This is a genomic window from Actinomycetospora callitridis (genome assembly GCF_028737265.1).
GTDB lineage: Bacteria > Actinomycetota > Actinomycetes > Mycobacteriales > Pseudonocardiaceae > Actinomycetospora > Actinomycetospora callitridis.
The window spans coordinates 1-15,780 of record NZ_JAQZAK010000012.1 but is presented as its reverse complement, the minus strand read 5'-3'; the positions used below and the strand labels follow the sequence as shown (position 1 = coordinate 15,780).

Genomic DNA, 15,780 nt, shown 5'->3' with positions numbered 1-15,780 from the left:
CCGACATCCTGGCGTCGTTCCCGACGAGCCGCGAGCCCTGTCCGCGAGATCGTCCGCACCGGCGACCCCGCCTGACACGATGGGCTCGTGGACGACGGCCGCGCGGCGACCGGGACGCCCGTGCGACGTCGGGCGGCGGTGGGGGAGTCGCCGTCGGCGCAGGTGGTCGCGCTGGTCCCGCCACTCGTCGCCCTGGTCGTCGGGGCGGTGATCCTGTCCCGCGGCACCGGGCTCTGGTACGACGAGCTCTTCTCGACCGAGGTGGCGCGCCGGCCTCTCGCGGAGATCCTGCGCGCGGCGTGGGAGGGCCGCGGCACCACCTGGTACCTGCGCGACATCCCGCCGTCGTACAACCTCCCGTGGTACGTCGTGGCGCACACGGTCCTGCTGCTGCCGGGCACCGACGGCGACCTGACCCTGCGGCTCGTCGCGCTGCTGTCCGGCGCGGCGGCGTCGGGCGTCCTGGCCGTCGCGGTGGCCCGTCTCGCGAGGGACCGGCGGGTCGGGCTCGTGGCGGGGCTGGTCACCGCGCTGAACCCCCTGGTCCTGGAGTGGAGCGTCGAGGCGCGGTCGTACGGGCTCGCGCTGCTGGCGACGGCGGGGACCGCCTACGGGCTGGCCCGCTGGCTGGACCGCGCGCGGTACGGGCTGGTGGTCTTCGGGCTGTGCGCGGCCGGAGCCGGGCTCGCGCACTGGTACGCGCTCCTGCCGGTCGCCGGGCTCACCGTCGCCGGGATGGTGCTCGCCCCGCGGCGTGCAGTGTGGCTCGCGCTTGTCGCGCTGGCGGCCGCGGCGCCGACGCTCGGGCTCGTGGCGATGAACCTCGGGACCGTCGCCGACCGCAACGCCGCGCTGCTCTACGACACCGCCGGGCAGCTGCCGCTGTTCGCGGCGTGGCGGTGGTCGGGCAAGAGCGTCGTCCTGGCCGTGGTGGTCGCGGCGACCGCGGCGCTCGGTGTCTGGCGGGCGCCGGCGCGGCTGCTCGTCGTCGTGATCGGCTGGCTGGCCCTGCCCGTCCTCGCCCTGCTGATCGCCGAGACCGAGTACCGCCCGATCTACGAACCGCGCTACGTGCTGCCCGCGCTGCTGGGCCTCGGCGTGCTGACGGCCGCCGGCGTGGCCTGCTGGCCGTGGCGGATCCGCGGACGGCGCGGGGGACCGGCGGCCGTGCTCAGCGCGGTCCTCGTGGTGGCCTCGCTCGTCGTCGCCGTCGGGCTGCGACAGGCCCCGCCCCGCGAGCGTGCCGACGAGGTGGCGGCGATGATCGCGGCCACCCACCGCCCGGGCGACGTCGTCATGGCGGGCGACCGCCAGTCGGCGCTCGGCCTGGAGCACTACGTGCGGACCCGCCATCCGCAGATGGCCCCCGACCTGCGCGTCCCGCCGATCGTCGCGGCGCCGGACGCACCGGTGGTCTGGTACGTGCGCGTACGGATCATCCACGGTGAGACGGGACCGGTCGACGGAGACGTCCTGCTCGCCTCCTCGGGGAGGCGCGTCGAGGGTCAGTGGTTCCTGCGCGCGACCTGGACCTCGCTCGTCGTCCAGCGCTGGGTCCGCTGAGCGGCGCACCACCGCAGGGTCCGCACGGACTGTCGCACGCGGGCTCGCGAGGTCCAGGCCGACGCCCCGACGGGACGGGACGCGCGGACGACGGGGCGGGACGCGAGGCGGAGGCCCGCTCCGGACGGGGTCCGTGGACCGAGCGCCACCACGACGCTGGGGGCGCCGTCGCCCGCGGCGGAGAGGACGGCCTCGCGTGCCCGTGGCCCGAGGACGACGAACGCACCCGCATCGTGCGGCAGACCTGTGAGTGCGGCGACCAGCCGGCGGTGGAGCCGACCCGTGAGGCGGCGGCCGGACGTCTCGTAGGCCCCGCGACGTCCGCCGAAGACGACGTCGCGGTCGGGCAGCTCCGCGAGCAGGGCGGGCAGCGCCTCGGGCGGGTCCTGGAGGTCGCCGTCGAGACAGACCCAGGCCGCGGCTCCGGGCTCGTCGGCGAGCCCCCGGCGCAGCGCGGCGTGCTGCCCGACGTTCACGGTGAGCTCGGTGACGCGGACGCGGGGGTCGCGGAGTGCGAGGTCCCGGGCGACGGCGCCGCTGCCCTCCGGGCACGCGTCGACGACCAGGCGCACCCGCCAGACCCGTCCGTCGAGGGCTGCGGCGACGCGGCTCACGAGCTCCTCGAGCGTCGCGCCGTTGCGGTGGACCGGCACGACGACGGCGACCGTCACGCCGCCACGAGATGGTCGGTGCGCCAGGTCCGGCGCAGGCCGTCGACGAGGTCGACCGACGCCTCCCAGTCGAGCAGGTCCCGGGCCCGGGAGGGGTCGGCGACCCAGTGCCCGGTGTCCCAGTCACGACCGGGATGAGCGCCCACGTCGACCGCGATCCGCCGACCGGTGGCCCGCTCGGCGAGGGCGACCAGCTCCTCGTTCGCGGTCTGCACACCGGTGCCGAGGTTGACGACGAGGCCCGGGGGCAGGTCGTCGGCCCCGGCGGCGCGCACGCACGCCTCCACGACGTCACCCACCCACACCCAGTCCCGCCGTCGCCCCGGAGCCGTGAGCGGCACACGCCGGCGACCTGCCGCGGCGGCGAGCACGACGGGGACGAGGCGCGCCGGGTGGTCGCCGGGTCCGTAGACCTGGAAAGCGCGGAGCACGGTGGCGCGCACCCCGCGCTCCGCGGCCGCGGCCAGCAGCATCAGCGAGCCTGCCGCCTTGGTGCCGCCGAAGAAGCTCGCCGTGCTGAGCGGCGCGTCCTCGGCCAGCGGACGGTCGCTCGCGGCGTACTCGGTGGAGGAACCGAGACGCACGACCGCCCGGCAGCGCGGCCCGAGCGCGTCGATCAACCAGGGACTCGTGTTGACGGCCGTGGTCGCGGCGCGTGCCCGGGCGTCGTGGCGGGAACGCGCTGCGGCCAGGCTGAACACGACGTCGGGGTCCGCCGCACGCACCGCGGCGGCCGCGGCGACGGGGTCGCCGAGGTCGACCCGGTCCCTCGTGAGCGCGGTGACCGTCCACCCGTCCGCGTGCAGGCGGGCGACGAGGTGGCGTCCGACGAAGCCGCCTGCGCCGGTGACGAGCGCGTGCACCCGGACCGCCTCAGGCCGGCACGGGCGCGGCGACACCGACGGGCTCGCACGCCGCGACCGCGCGCGCGAACGCCTCGTGGTCGCTCGCGCGCCGGTGGGCGTCCCGGGTGCTCGCCAGTGCGAGGGCGGTGTGGATGCGCGCGATCTCGGCGGCGGGATCGCGGTCGGCGGTGTCGGCGTGGAACGAGCGCCGCAGGAACGTGAAGTCCACGCCCATGCGGTCCATCTCGGCCATGAGCAGGGCGCTCGGGACCGGGTCGCCGGCGTCGGGTCGGGTCAGCCCGGCGACCCCGAAACGGTGGCCTGCCGCGGCGACGCGGTCCCGCACCTGCGCGACGGTGCCGTCGACCATCGGCGCGAAGAGCCCGGCCGGCCTCCCACCGCGGGCGGCGCGGTCGATCCGCAGGTCGTTCAGCCCCACGTACACCCGCGACAGCGGCCGGCCCACCAGGGCGTCGACCGCGTCGACCGCGTCCTGGGTCTCGATCATGGCGGCCACACCGCACCGCCCGCCGGCGAGGTCCACCACGTGGGCGAGCTCCTCGGGCCGGCGGAGCATCGGCACCAGGACCTCGTCCGCGCCGGCCCCGACCGCCCGCTCGACCTCGGCGGCGGTCCACCGACCCACCGGGTTGATCCGGCAGATGACGCTCGCTGCGGTGGCGGACCGGACCGTGCGCAGGTCCCGCGGTGTGTCGTGGTTGATCTGCGTGCCCTCGCCGAGCTGCCGACGGGCCTTGCCGCGCCGCTCCCAGTCGATCACCGCGCCGGCGGCCCCGCCGGCGACCAGGCGGGCCACGCCGGGGCCGGACGTCGAGAAGACGAAGAGGTCCACGGTTCTCCCAGCTCGCCGGAGGACTTAGCGCAGCCTCATCCACCGTTGACTCGATCGGCGCAACGGATACACAACCTGGCACGGCGAAAAGTCCAGCGAACAACCGATTTTGGGGGTGTACGGGACGAATCGGCCAGGGTTGGTTAGGTAAGGCGTGCCTATCGACCATCCGGGTCGTCACGCGCTGTACGAGGAGGCGCGGAGATGGTCGAGCAGGGGCGATACGGCCGGTTCGCCCGGGTCGTGGTCGCGACCGTGGCCGGTGCCGCGCTGCTCGCCGTGGCCGCGTGCGGGGGCGCGCCGGCGCCCGAGGACCGCACGCTGACGCTGTACAACGCCCAGCACGAGGACCTCGGCCGGTTGTGGGTGGACGAGTTCACGCGGCAGACCGGTATCCCGGTGCAGATCCGCAAGGGCGGCGACTTCGAGCTCGGCAACCAGCTGGTCGCCGAGGGCGCCGCCTCGCCGGCCGACGTGTTCATCACCGAGAACTCGCCGGCGATGTCCCTGGTCTCCGGCGCGGGCCTCTTCGCGCCGGTCGACCCCGGCACCCGCGCGCAGGTGCCGGCGCAGTACTCGTCGAACCGCGGCGACTGGGTGGGGATCGCGGCCCGCACCACCGTCGTCGTCTACAACCCGAGCCTGGTGGCCGCGGACCAGCTGCCCGCCTCGATCCTCGACTTCGCCCAACCGGCGTGGCGAGGCCGGATCGCCTTCCCGCCGGGTGGCGCCGACTTCCAGGCCATCGTCTCGGCGGTGGACGCGCTCAACGGCGACGCCGCGACCCAGCAGTGGCTGGACGGTCTCAAGGCCAACGGCCGCACCTACCAGAGCAACACCGCGACGATGCAGGCGGTGAACCGCGGCGAGGTCCCGGCCGGGATCATCTACCACTACTACTGGTTCCAGGACCGCGCGGAGTCGGGCGCGAACAGCGCGAACACGCAGCTGAAGTTCTACACCGACGGCGACGCCGGCGGGTTCCTGTCGGTCTCCGGCGGCGGCGTCCTCGCCTCGAGCCGCCGTCCCGCCGAGGCGCAGCAGCTGGTCGCGTTCCTCGCCGGAGCCGCGGGTCAGCAGGTGCTGGCACGGTCGGAGAACCTCGAGTACACGGTCGGCGCGGGGGTCCCGGCCAACCCCGCGCTCAAGCCCTTCTCCGAGCTGCGCCCGCCACCGGTGGACCTCAACGCGCTCAACGGACCGAAGATCGTCCAGATGATGCAGCAGGCCGGCTTGCTGTGACCCTCGCTCGTCGACGAGCGCTCGCGGCGGCTCCGCTGCGGGTCGCCGTCGCGGTGACGGCCGCGCTGCTCGCCCTCCTCCCGGTCGGCTACATCGCCGTGTCCACGGTCCTCCTCGGGCCACGGGGGGTCGTGGACCTGGTCTGGCGGCCCCGGGTCGGCGAGCTCCTGGTGAACACGACGGTGCTCCTGGTCGCGACGGCGTCGGCGTGCGTCGTCCTCGGCACCGCGACGGCGTGGGTCACCGAGCGCACCGACCTGCCCGGTGCCCCGGTGTGGGGCGCGCTGTTCGCCGCCCCGCTGGCGGTGCCGGCGTTCGTCAACAGCTACGCCTGGGTCTCGGTGCTCCCCGGGGTCGACGGGTTCGTCGGGGCCCTCGTGGTGACGACCATGTCCTACTTCCCCCTCGTGCACCTCCCGGTCGCGGCGGTGCTGCGCGGCATGGACCGCGACCACGAGGACGTCGCCCGCGCCCTCGGGCTGTCGCCCCGAGCGGCGGCGGTGCGCGTCGTGCTCCCGGCTCTGCGCCCGGCGATCGCCGGCGGGGCGCTCCTGGTCGGACTGCACCTGCTCGCGGAGTACGGCGCGCTGGCGCTGCTGCGCTACCCCACCGTCACCGTCGCGATCTACGACCTCTTCGAGTCGACGTTCGCGGGCCCGGCCGCGGCGATGCTCGCCGGCGTGCTCGTCGTGCTCTGCCTGGTCCTGCTGACGGCCGACATGGCCCTGGTCGGGAGGGCGCGTCAGGCGCGGGTCGGTGCCGGGGCAGCTCGGCGCCGGGCCCGGACGCCGCTCGGTGGGGCGAGGCTGCCGGCGCTCCTGGCCGTCGGCCTGCTCGTCGTCGCCGCACTGGGGGTGCCCCTGGCGAGCCTCGCCCGATGGCTGCTCGAAGGGAGGTCGACGACGGTCGATGCGGCCGCGCTCGCCGTGGCGACCGTGACGTCGATCGGACTCGGGCTGCTCGCCGCGGCGGTCACGACGGCACTGACCTTCCCCGTCGCCTGGCTCGCGGTGCGGCGACCCGGCCTGCTCTCGCGCGTGCTCGAGCGCACCGCACACCTCGGCAACGCGCTGCCCGGGATCGTCGTCGCCCTGGCCCTCGTGATCGTCGCGATCCGGCTGGTGCCGGGCCTGTACCAGACGACGCCGCTGCTGATCACCGCGTACGCGATCCTCTTCATGCCCCTCGCGCTCGTGAACCTGCGCGCGGCCCTCGTGCGCGTGCCGCCCGAGCTCGAGGAGGTCGCCCACGGGCTGGGCTCGCCGCCCGTCGCGGTACTCGCCCGGGTCACCGCGCCGCTGCTCGCGCGGGGTGCGGGCGCCGCGGCGGCCCTGGTGTTCCTCGCCGTCTCGACCGAGCTCACGGCCACCCTGCTCCTGGCGCCCACGGGCACGTCGACGCTCGCCACGGCCTTCTGGGGGCAGGCGACGGCGCTGTCCTACGGGGCGGCGGCGCCCTACGCCGCCATGATGATCCTCATCTCGGTGCCGGCGGCCTTCCTCCTCACCCGCCAGGTCCACGCCGGGGTGCGGGCGTGACCGGGGTGGTGGTCGAGGGCGTCACGAAGGCCTTCGGCGTGACCCCCGTGCTGCACGGCGTCGCGCTCGAGGCCCCGCCCGGCACGCTGACGGCCGTCCTGGGCCGCTCCGGGTGCGGCAAGACGACCCTGCTGCGCATCGTCGCCGGCTTCGAACGACCCGACGCGGGCACGGTGACGCTGCACGGCCGCACCGTCGCGAGCCCGGGACGGGACCTGCCCCCGGAGCAGCGCGGCATCGGCTACCTGACACAGGAGGGCTCGCTCTTCCCGCACCTCACGGTCGCCGCGAACGTCCTGTTCGGCCTGCCCCGACGCGAGCGTCGCCGCGGCGGCGGTCGGGTGGCGGCGCTGCTCGAGACCGTCGACCTCGCTCCCGAGCTGGCCGATCGCCACCCCCACGAGCTCTCGGGCGGCCAGCAGCAACGGGTCGCGCTCGCCCGCGCCCTCGCCCCGGAGCCCGCCGTCGTCCTGCTCGACGAGCCCTTCTCCTCCCTCGACGCCGGACTGCGGGCGGACACCCAGCGGGCCGTGGCGAAGGCGCTGGCCGCCGCCGGCGCCACCGCCCTCCTCGTCACCCACGACCGCGCCGAGGCGCTCGCGCTGGCCGACCAGGTGGCGGTCATGCGCGACGGGGTCATCGCACAGGTCGACGCGCCGAGCGCGATCTACCGGGATCCGGTCGACCCCGGGGTGGGCGTGCTCGTCGGGGACGCCGTCCTGCTCGACGGCCGGTGCGACGACGACGGCACCGTCTCCTGCGCCCTCGGGGTGCTGGCGGTCCGCGGCGCCCGTCACGGCGCCGCGCCGGCGGTCCGGGTGCTCGTCCGCCCCGAACAGCTGGTGGTCGGCCGGGACTGCCCGGGCGTCCCGGCGCGGGTCCGGACCCGCGAGTTCCGCGGCCCGGACGCCACGGTGGAGCTCGCGCTCGGCGAGGGCGACGGCGCCGTGGTCGTCGCGGCACGGTTGCCCGGTGACTCCGAGGTGCTGCCCGGGGACGACGTCTCCGTGTCGGTCCGTGGCGCCGTCACCGTCTACCGGGTCTGACGGAACCGCGCGGCGCCCGCCGATCGCTCCGTCCCGACGGACCGTGGCCGCTCCTCGTGGCGTTCGACCAGGAGCGACCGACCGGCGAGGGCGGGGACGACGACGGTCCCGTGCCGTCCGGCGATCCGCACGCCGTCCTCCTCCCGGTGCCCGGCGAGGACGATCTCCACGGTGTCCCCGGGCAGGGCGCCGACGTCCAGCAGGGCGAGGAGGAGGTCCCGGTCGGTCTGCAGCCGCTCGGGGACCCGGCCGAGCGTCACCCGGCACCTCTCGTCGCCGGCCGCATCGACGAGGGGGACGAGGGCCGGTCGGCCGTCCTCGGGGTGCTCGTGCCCGACGGCACCGGCCGGCGGGATCGGGCAGCCGAACGGGCTCCACACGGGGTTCCCCAGTCGCCCGGCGATCTTCCGCTCGGCGTCCCCGCCGATCACGTGCTGCCATCGCGACGCCTCGACGTGGGCGAGGTCCCAGGACAACCCGACCACCTCGAGGAGGAAGGTCTCCGCGAGCCGGTGCTTGCGGATCACCGCCGCCGCGTGCGCCCGACCGCGCGGGGTCAGGGCGAGGTGCTTCGCCGGCGACACCACGACGAACCCGTCGAGGGCGAGACGGTCGACCTGCTGCCACACGGTCGGCCTGCTGATGCCGAGCCGTCGCCAGAGCTCCTGGTGTCGAGCAGCCACGCCCTCCTCCTCGAGCTCGAAGAGGATGCGGAGATACATGCCGGCGGCGTCGAGGAACATCTGGCGACGGTCACTGTGGGACGGCTCCGCAGGGACCGTCCGCCGGCGTGGAGCACTCGCCATCGCACGACTCCGTCCCGGCCGTGACCTGCCGCGGAGCCGCCGGACGGCCGCATCGAGCAGCAGCGGACGCAGGTGAGGCTAGCCTGACCGCGAGGGGCCACAGCTCCCTACAATGAGGGGGTGCAGAGGACGGAGTCGGACGCGCTCGCGGTGCGCTCGCCGACCGCGAGGACCGTCCTCGTGGTGGATGACCACCGTGTCTTCACCGACGCTCTCCGGCTGAGCCTCGAGCGGCAGGAGGACGTGTCCGGCGTGACCGTCGCGCACTCCGCGGGCGAGGCCCTGGCGCGTGCCCGCCGCACCGGGTTCGACGCCGCCATCGTCGACCTCGACCTCCCGGACGCACCGGGAATCGAGGTGGTGTCCGCGCTCAAGGAGATCCAGCCCGACGTGCGGGTGATCGTCCTGACGGCCTACGGCAGGCCCGACCTCGCCGAGCGGGCCACGGCGGCGGGTGCGGCGGCGTTCCTCACCAAGGAGGGCACGCTCGACCGGGTCCTCACGGCCCTGCGGACGTCCGGGCCCGAGCGGCGGACCGTCGACGCCGGCGACGCGGGGCGGAGCGATCTGACCCATCGCGAGCAGGACGTCCTGCGGCTGTTGGGGCAGGGCCAGGACCCTTCGAGGATCGCGACGGAGCTGGGCATCTCCCTGCACACCGTCCGCGGGCACGTCAAGGCCGTCATGGCCAAGCTGGGCGCGCGCAGCCAGCTCGGCGCCGTGGTGGCCGCGCACCGCCGAGGCCTCATCAGCGTCGGCTCGAGGTACTGACCGTGTCCGGCGAGCGACCGACCCGGAGGGCGCTGCTCCGCCACGCCGCCGTCACCGCGGTCGTCGTCCTGGTCGCCGTCGTCTCGATCACATCCGGTGTCGCGGTGTTCGCCCGGCAGGACGTGTACCGCGAGGCCGAGGACGCCGCCCGCCAGGTGGTCGGGGCGGTCGGCGGTGCGGTCTCCCGACACGATCTGTCGTTCCCGGTCGACCCGGCGACACGTCGGGAGCTCGACGTCGCTCTCGGCCCGTTCCTCGCGAGCGGGATCACGTCGCGGGTCAAGATCTGGTCGGCGCACGGCCCGACGGCCCGGATCGTGTACTCGGACGAGCCGAGGGTCGAGGGCGAGACCATGCCCGTGGAACGGCTCCAGGACGGCGGTCCGCTGATCCAGCCCGTGCCGGACGATCCGGAGCACCGGTTCGAGATCGCCGGGTCCCGCTCCTTGCTCGAGGTCTTCACCTCCTTCGAGGACGCCACCGGTGCCGACGCGTCGCTCGAGCTCTACGTCGCGGTCGACGAGGAGGCCGCGGCCTGGGACGCGGCCCGGCCCGTGGTGGCGGTGACGGTGGCCGGCCTGCTGGTGCTGGCCCTGGCCACCCTGCCCGCCTCGCTGGTGTACGCCCGGCGGGCCGCACGTCGGGACGCCGAGCAGCGTGCGGCGCGCGACTACGCGTTCGCCGCCGCGGAGACCGCGCGACAGGAGATCGCCCAGCGCCTCCACGAGGGCGTCATCCCGGACCTGGCCGGCGTCGGCCTGCTCCTCGAGATCGCGCAGGCCGAGGACGACGGGGCCCGGTCGAGGTCCTCGGTCCTCGGCCACGCGCACGAGCTGCTCTCCGACGAGATGCAGCAGCTCCGGGTCCTGCTGGACGACCTCGTCCGTCCGACCGTCGAGCTGAACGGGCTCACGGAGGCGCTGCGCGAGCTCGCCACCAGGATGTCGACCCCCGGCTCTGCCGCGATCACGGTCGAGGGGCCCGCCGACGCCTCGCCGTCCGAGGCGGACGCGATCGTGCTCTACCGGGTGGCCCACGAGCTCATGCGCAACGCGGTCCGGCACGCCGGGGCGTCCCGCATCGAGGTCACTGTCGCCGTGGCCCGCGGCGACGAACTCACCCTCGGCGTGGTCGACGACGGCGACGGGTTCGACGTCGACGCGCCGCCAGGTCCGGGGCATGTCGGCCTGCTGCTCGTGCGGGGCGTCCTCGCGGATCGCGGTGGTCGCCTGGAGCTCACGAGCGAGCCGGGCCGAGGAACGGCGGCCGTGGTCCGGATGCCGCGGGCCGATGCACCCCGGCGTCACCGGCGGCGGCTCACCGGGACGATCGGCTACTGAAGCGAGAGCGTTGCGGTCGTCGTGGTGCGGACGGCGGCGACGGTGAGGTCGGGTCTCCGGGCGGCAGGTGCGCGTGCCGTCACGGAGACCCGACCTCGACGGGCCACGGCGAGGGGGTTCGCGCCCGTCACGGGCGTATCGCCCGTGAGCTCGCTGGCGTTATCCAATCGTTACCTCCGTCGCCGTCGGCGTGCACCCCAGCGAGGTCCTTGCTCCGTCGCCACGGGTCCGGCAAGGACGCGAGTTGGGCACCGGGAGCGACGGGGAGTCGGCGACCCGTCCGCCTACAGCAGCCCCCGCGAGACGAGCTCGACTCCCTCGACCGTGATCCGGTGCGCCCGACCCGAGCCCCCGGTCACTCGGCTCCAGCTGCGGACCTCGAGCGTCGGCTCCGTCGTGCTCGTCGCCCAGCGGCAGGCGAAGCCCCCGTACATGCCGGGAACCCCCACCCACATCGTCGCCGTGGGGTGTTCGAGCAGCGGCCCGAGCTGCGGTGGCCGTAAGCGCCGCCCCAGCCGCCGCGTTCGCACCTCGACCAGCGCGCGCAGGAAGATCTCGAGATCAGCCGACGTGTCCACGTCGAGCGTCGTCGCGATCTCCGGACGTAGTTGTTCGGCCAGCCCGGTGTGTCCGAGCCGGCGCGCGATCGCTTCGGCGGTCTCCCCGCCGTCCGCAGTGCGCAGTGTGCGCCAGGCGCCGCGCGCGACGAGGTCGTCGACGACATCGCGGTGTGCTCCCTGAGTCGCTGCGTGGTGCAGCGGAGCCATCCCGCTCGCATCTCCCACACGCAGAGCGTTGGCGTTCAGCGCCGCCGGCAGGTCGTCGTCGGTCCGGTCGAGCAGCGCCGCCACATGAGCCCAGTGGCCCTCCTCGACCGCGTCGGAGAAGGCGTCACGGAGTGCCAGCACGTCGGGCTTGAGGTCGGAGCGCTCGAGGACGGAGTCCCACGAGAGCCGCGTCTCGGCCAGGGCAGGTCGGACCATCTCCACCACCCTGTCCGGCGGCGACATGTGTGTCTGTCCGCCGGTCGGACTGCTTCGTTGCCCGATCTGCTCGACCGCGAATCCGCTCGTCGCGGTGTCGGCCCGGCATCTCGGTGCCGCTGCCCGGACGAGAAATGAGCGCGAGGCAGCAAGACCGGCACGCTTGTGTGGATCACCGGATCGTCAGCACGAGGACCAATCGTACCGCCATTTGCGCGATCGTCCATTTGCAGCCGATCTGAGATCAGTCCGCGTCCAGAACATCGCGGCCATGACCCGAACACGAGCCCAGTCGCTGCCGAATGCACCAACTTCTCCCGGAAGTCAATTGATCAGGTAACGATCAGGGGCGATGCATTGATACCGCTGTGTCACCGCGGTCTCGGTCGAGAAACGGCCTCGCGATGAACGAGCGGCGTCGTCAGTGATGGCGCCGACAGCGCGGGAACACCACGAGGCTCGGGGGGCTCTTGTGCGGTGGATCGAAGGTGTCGAAGGCACGCGTACCTGCTCAGGGCGGTCGCCGAGTCACAGGAAGCGCGACGACCAATCACAAGATCGGTCCGCACCGCAGATTCTCACCGTCGCGGATCTCATGACGGATGGTCGCAACTCGCACGTGCGAGATGACGCTTTACGTTCGCGGGGTCCAGGCGTGGCGACCTGCGACGCAGTGACTGTTCGGATCGCTCGACCGTTGCTCGAGGATCTCGGCCCGGCGGCGTCGCTGGCCACTGAACGCCTCCCCGTGCCGCACATGAGAAGCCACATCCCACGTCCTGCGGGTTCTGCTCGCATCGGAGCTCCGGCGGCTCGGCGATCGCCATGGCACGTCGCCGACGCCGCGCCACATCGACCGGACAGCGCGTCCCCCGCGGCATTGCCCCATCAGTCTCGTGGTCGGCATCGGTTCCCCGCCGACGAGGAGATGGTGAACGGTCGGACGACGGTACTGGCGGAGGTCGTCCCGAAGAAGCGGACGGTGGCGTTGCGGGAGGGCGACGCGCCTCGTCGTCGCGACGCGTCCGAGGCGATACCGCGTCCGGTCACGGTGGCGATCCTGCCGGCCCACAACGAAGAAGAGATCATCTCCACCGCGGTGCAAGCCCTCATGGACCAGACCGCACAGCCCGACCGCGTCATCGTGGCCTCCGACAACAGCACCGACAGCACAGTCGAACGGGGGCGTGCCGCCGGCGCCACGGTCCTCGAGACGGTGGGGAACGGCGACAAGAAGGCCGGAGCGCTCAACCAGGTCTTCGATCAGCTGCTCCCGACGCTCGATGACGACGACGTCGTCCTGGTGCAGGACGCTGACAGCAAGCTCGACGCGCACTTCCTGGAAGCGGCGACCGCCTACTTGGATCGCGGCTACGGCGCGGTCGGAGGCATCTTCCGGGGCGGACCGGGAGGTGGATTCGTCGGGCACCTGCAGCGCAACGAGTACGCCCGCTACGCCCGGGACGTCGATCGCCTCGACGGCAAGTGTCTGGTCATCACCGGTACCGCGGCGCTGTTCCGGGTCCGGACGCTGCGGGAGATCTCGGCAGCGCGGCTGTCCGGCAAGCTTCCGCCGGGCAACGGTCGCGGAGGTGTCTACGACACCACTGTGCTCACCGAGGACAACGAGCTGACCTTCGCCCTTCTCCACCTCGGACACCGCGTCATCTCGCCGTCGCGGTGCACGCTGGTGACCGAAGTGATGGAGTCGTGGAGTGCGTTGTGGAGGCAGCGGCTCCGCTGGAAACGGGGTGCCGTCCAGAACTGCATGCAATACGGGTTGACGGGCGTCACCTGGAGATACTGGGGCCGTCAGATCGTCACGTTCCTCGGCTGCCTCGTCTCCGTGGCCTACATCGGCTCACTCGTCTGGGCGCTCAGTGCCGGAGCCATCTACATCCACGCCTTCTGGCTCTGGGTGACACTGATCTTCGTCGTCGAACGAGTCGTCACCGTTCGTCACCGCGGATGGCGGCAGATGGTCCTGGCGGCAACGATGTACGAACTGGTCATCGATTACTTCCTCCAGGTCTGCCACATCAAGGCCTACTTCGACGTACTGCTCGGCAAGACCGGCACCTGGAACTGAGACGGAAAAGGGAGCATATGTACAACCTCGGCGTGGCGCCGGTCGCGATGGGCGTGGGCGCAGGAGCAACGTTGCCGTTCCTCGAGATGTCACCGTTCTGGATCGTGCTGGCCACCTTCGCTCTCGTGGCGTGCGCCAGTGCCATCAGGAGGGTGCTGCCCAAGATCGTCGTCGAGGATCGGGGCCACCAAGCTCCCGTGCAGCGGGACCGGCGCGCAGGAAAGCATGCTCGACGGTGACTCCCGCCGGCGTGTGCTGTGGCGGGCCGCGATGGGCCTGCTGCTGGCGGTGACACCCTTCATCAGCGCGTCGGCCATCGCGTCGCCGAGCCCCTCGCCGTCGTCGGTCACCACCTCGCCGGACCAGCGCGGAGGATGTCCGCACGGATACGTCGCCCTGAGTTTCGACGACGGCCCCGACCCGACCACCACGCCACGGCTCGCCGAGATTCTCACGGCCCACCGCGCGCGGGGAACGTTCTTCGTCGTCGGTGCGATCGCAGCGGCGCATCCGGACATCATCCGCCGGCTACGGGTGGACGGGATGATCGTCGGGAACCACTCCTACGATCACCCGTTCCTCGATCAACTCGGCGCCGACGATGTTCGTCGAGAGCTCCAAGAGACCAACGACGTCCTCGACGGCCTCGCGGGTCCGGCGCCGGTGCTCTTTCGACCGCCCTACGGCCGTACCAACGAAACGGTCGAGACGGCTGCTCGGAGCCTGGGAATGACCGAAGTGCTGTGGACCCACGACTCCGATGACTACGAGGGCGCTTCCGCTGAACATCTGATCGAGGTCGCACGCAGGGCGAAGGACGGTGACGTCCTGCTGTTTCACGACGGGCTCCGAAGCACCGTCGACGCAATACCGCGGATACTCACCGACCTGACGGCGAGGGGCTTGTGCTCAGGGCAGATCGTGCCATCAACGGTACCCAAGCGGGCCTGGGTAGAGTATGCCGGTGAGGATCGGACGTTCTACTTTGCGAGGACCACCCGGTGGTAGCCCGCAGCTGATCACCCTCACGGCACTCCTCGTCATGGCCCTCTCCACAGCGTGCGGTGGCGTTCCGATCTTCTCACCGCCCCCCGAGTACACGTTCGTCGAGGACTTCGATGGTCCGGCGGGTACGGGACCCGATGAGTCCAAGTGGACATTCGATGTCGGCGGAGGCGGATGGGGCAACGGCGAGCTCCAGACCTACACCCGGTCTCGCGCCAATTCCTTCCTCGACGGGCGCGGGCACTTGGTCATTCGCGCAACAAGGACGACTCTCCCTCGACCCGGGAACGCCGAGGAGATCGTCTATCACTCCGCGAGGCTCAAGACAGTGGACCGATTCGCGCAGAGATACGGACACTGGGAGGCCAGAATGAAGATCGAGAGCCGCCCGGGGCTCTGGCCTGCGTGGTGGATGCTCGGGGACAACTACCCGGTGGTCGGCTGGCCCCGCAGTGGAGAAGTGGACATGGTCGAGGATTACGGCTTCTCCGCCGTGGAGTCGAGTGTCCACACCTCGCGAGACGTTCCTTCCATCACCAGCTACTCCGGGGGAACCGCCAACGACTCCACGTTCCACACCTTTCGCATGGACTGGTCACCTGAAGGCGTGGCGTTCGCCCGCGACGATGTTCCTTACGCCGGGGTCAGCTGGGCCCCGGAGGATCCGAATGTCCCCATCGACCCGCCGCAGCCGATGTTCATGCTGCTCAACCTGGCCGTGGGCGGAACCATCGGAGCCCCGCCCCCCGAGGTGGCCTTCCCTGTCGATCTGGTCGTCGACTACGTCAAGGTGTGGTGATAGTCGGCCTTGGATCAGACGATGTAGCGACACACGCGCCGGCGCGTCTGTGAGCTCGCGAACGGAGCCGGTCCGCGGGGGTGCGGGCTCTGACTCGACACGGCCGCGTGGTGTGGGGTGCGGGAGGAGGGCCCAGTCAGAGATGGACCTTTCCGGAGACCCCGGGCGTGGTGGCGCCGCCCACCCACAGGTCGTTCCCGACCTGCTCGACGTGCACGCGGCCGCGTCG

15 protein-coding genes are annotated in these 15,780 nt (G+C 72.7%); 10 read left to right on the top strand and 5 right to left on the bottom strand.

Annotated features, from left to right (window positions below):
- Positions 1–87: 87 nt before the first annotated feature.
- Positions 88–1,563, top strand: coding sequence for a glycosyltransferase family protein (locus PH191_RS26415; protein ID WP_274197615.1), 1,476 nt, complete (start codon positions 88–90; stop codon positions 1,561–1,563).
- Here the strand turns inward: PH191_RS26415 and PH191_RS26410 are convergent.
- From PH191_RS26410 to PH191_RS26400, 3 genes are read right to left on the bottom strand one after another with little or no spacing between them, the layout of a single operon-like run.
- Entirely contained in the window at positions 1,506–2,234 is a 729-nt protein-coding gene (locus PH191_RS26410) for a glycosyltransferase (protein WP_274197614.1), read from the bottom strand. The genes PH191_RS26415 and PH191_RS26410 overlap by 58 nt on opposite strands.
- The gene (locus PH191_RS26405; protein WP_274197613.1) at positions 2,231–3,097 is read right to left on the bottom strand and encodes an NAD-dependent epimerase/dehydratase family protein; all 867 of its coding nucleotides are present in this window, start codon (positions 3,095–3,097) and stop codon (positions 2,231–2,233) included. The genes PH191_RS26410 and PH191_RS26405 overlap by 4 nt, the downstream gene beginning before the upstream one ends.
- 10 nt (positions 3,098–3,107) lie before the next feature.
- Positions 3,108–3,932, bottom strand: a complete 825-nt coding sequence (locus PH191_RS26400; protein ID WP_274197612.1) for an aldolase/citrate lyase family protein — start codon at positions 3,930–3,932, stop codon at positions 3,108–3,110.
- Positions 3,933–4,136: 204 nt separating this feature from the next.
- Between PH191_RS26400 and PH191_RS26395 the strand changes: the two genes are divergently transcribed.
- The 3 genes from PH191_RS26395 to PH191_RS26385 are packed head-to-tail and all read left to right on the top strand — an operon-like array spanning position 4,137 to position 7,758.
- On the top strand, positions 4,137–5,174 hold the full coding sequence (locus tag PH191_RS26395; RefSeq protein ID WP_274197611.1) for an iron ABC transporter substrate-binding protein: 1,038 nt from the start codon (positions 4,137–4,139) through the stop codon (positions 5,172–5,174).
- A complete protein-coding gene (locus tag PH191_RS26390) occupies positions 5,171–6,712 on the top strand; it encodes an ABC transporter permease (RefSeq protein WP_274197610.1) in 1,542 nt (513 codons plus the stop codon). Before PH191_RS26395 ends, PH191_RS26390 begins: the two co-directional genes overlap by 4 nt.
- Positions 6,709–7,758: an ABC transporter ATP-binding protein gene (locus tag PH191_RS26385; RefSeq protein ID WP_274197609.1), complete on the top strand. Its 1,050-nt coding sequence runs from the start codon at positions 6,709–6,711 to the stop codon at positions 7,756–7,758. Before PH191_RS26390 ends, PH191_RS26385 begins: the two co-directional genes overlap by 4 nt.
- Here the strand turns inward: PH191_RS26385 and PH191_RS26380 are convergent.
- Positions 7,746–8,501 carry a metal-dependent transcriptional regulator gene (locus PH191_RS26380; RefSeq protein ID WP_274197608.1) on the bottom strand — a complete coding sequence of 252 codons (756 nt, stop codon included), beginning with the start codon at positions 8,499–8,501 and terminating at the stop codon, positions 7,746–7,748. The genes PH191_RS26385 and PH191_RS26380 overlap by 13 nt on opposite strands.
- 183 nt (positions 8,502–8,684) lie before the next feature.
- On the opposite strand from PH191_RS26380, the gene PH191_RS26375 reads away from it, so the two are divergent.
- Positions 8,685–9,335, top strand: coding sequence for a response regulator transcription factor (locus PH191_RS26375; protein WP_274197607.1), 651 nt, complete (start codon positions 8,685–8,687; stop codon positions 9,333–9,335).
- A gap of 2 nt (positions 9,336–9,337) precedes the next feature.
- Positions 9,338–10,675 carry a sensor histidine kinase gene (locus PH191_RS26370; RefSeq protein ID WP_274197606.1) on the top strand — a complete coding sequence of 446 codons (1,338 nt, stop codon included), beginning with the start codon at positions 9,338–9,340 and terminating at the stop codon, positions 10,673–10,675.
- A 284-nt stretch (positions 10,676–10,959) separates the two neighbouring features.
- On the opposite strand, the gene PH191_RS26365 is transcribed toward PH191_RS26370, so the two are convergent.
- Positions 10,960–11,658, bottom strand: a complete 699-nt coding sequence (locus PH191_RS26365; protein WP_274197605.1) for a hypothetical protein — start codon at positions 11,656–11,658, stop codon at positions 10,960–10,962.
- Positions 11,659–12,586: 928 nt separating this feature from the next.
- Here PH191_RS26365 and PH191_RS26360 point away from each other — a divergent pair.
- Genes PH191_RS26360 through PH191_RS26345 form a run of 4 tightly spaced genes read left to right on the top strand, consistent with a single transcriptional unit; the run spans position 12,587 to position 15,551 of the window.
- Positions 12,587–13,747, top strand: coding sequence for a glycosyltransferase family 2 protein (locus tag PH191_RS26360; protein ID WP_274197604.1), 1,161 nt, complete (start codon positions 12,587–12,589; stop codon positions 13,745–13,747).
- A gap of 17 nt (positions 13,748–13,764) precedes the next feature.
- Complete coding sequence (locus PH191_RS26355) at positions 13,765–13,986, top strand: hypothetical protein (RefSeq protein ID WP_274197603.1); 222 nt, start codon at positions 13,765–13,767, stop codon at positions 13,984–13,986.
- Positions 13,973–14,755 (top strand): polysaccharide deacetylase family protein, encoded by a 783-nt coding sequence (locus tag PH191_RS26350; protein ID WP_274197602.1) that lies wholly within the window; start codon positions 13,973–13,975, stop codon positions 14,753–14,755. Before PH191_RS26355 ends, PH191_RS26350 begins: the two co-directional genes overlap by 14 nt.
- On the top strand, positions 14,706–15,551 hold the full coding sequence (locus PH191_RS26345; protein WP_337994104.1) for a glycoside hydrolase family 16 protein: 846 nt from the start codon (positions 14,706–14,708) through the stop codon (positions 15,549–15,551). The genes PH191_RS26350 and PH191_RS26345 overlap by 50 nt, the downstream gene beginning before the upstream one ends.
- The last annotated feature ends 229 nt before the right edge of the window (positions 15,552–15,780 follow it).

Excerpts from the sequence above, each read along its gene's own strand:
- PH191_RS26345 (WP_337994104.1), top strand. The coding sequence starts at position 14,706 with ATGCCGGTGAGGATCGGACGTTCTACTTTGCGAGGACCACCCGGTGGT.
- PH191_RS26350 (WP_274197602.1), top strand. The coding sequence starts at position 13,973 with ATGCTCGACGGTGACTCCCGCCGGCGTGTGCTGTGGCGGGCCGCGATG.
- PH191_RS26360 (WP_274197604.1), top strand. The coding sequence starts at position 12,587 with ATGGTGAACGGTCGGACGACGGTACTGGCGGAGGTCGTCCCGAAGAAG.
- PH191_RS26395 (WP_274197611.1), top strand. The coding sequence starts at position 4,137 with ATGGTCGAGCAGGGGCGATACGGCCGGTTCGCCCGGGTCGTGGTCGCG.
- PH191_RS26380 (WP_274197608.1), bottom strand. The coding sequence starts at position 8,501 with ATGTTCCTCGACGCCGCCGGCATGTATCTCCGCATCCTCTTCGAGCTC.
- PH191_RS26355 (WP_274197603.1), top strand. The coding sequence starts at position 13,765 with ATGTACAACCTCGGCGTGGCGCCGGTCGCGATGGGCGTGGGCGCAGGA.
- PH191_RS26365 (WP_274197605.1), bottom strand. The coding sequence starts at position 11,658 with ATGGTCCGACCTGCCCTGGCCGAGACGCGGCTCTCGTGGGACTCCGTC.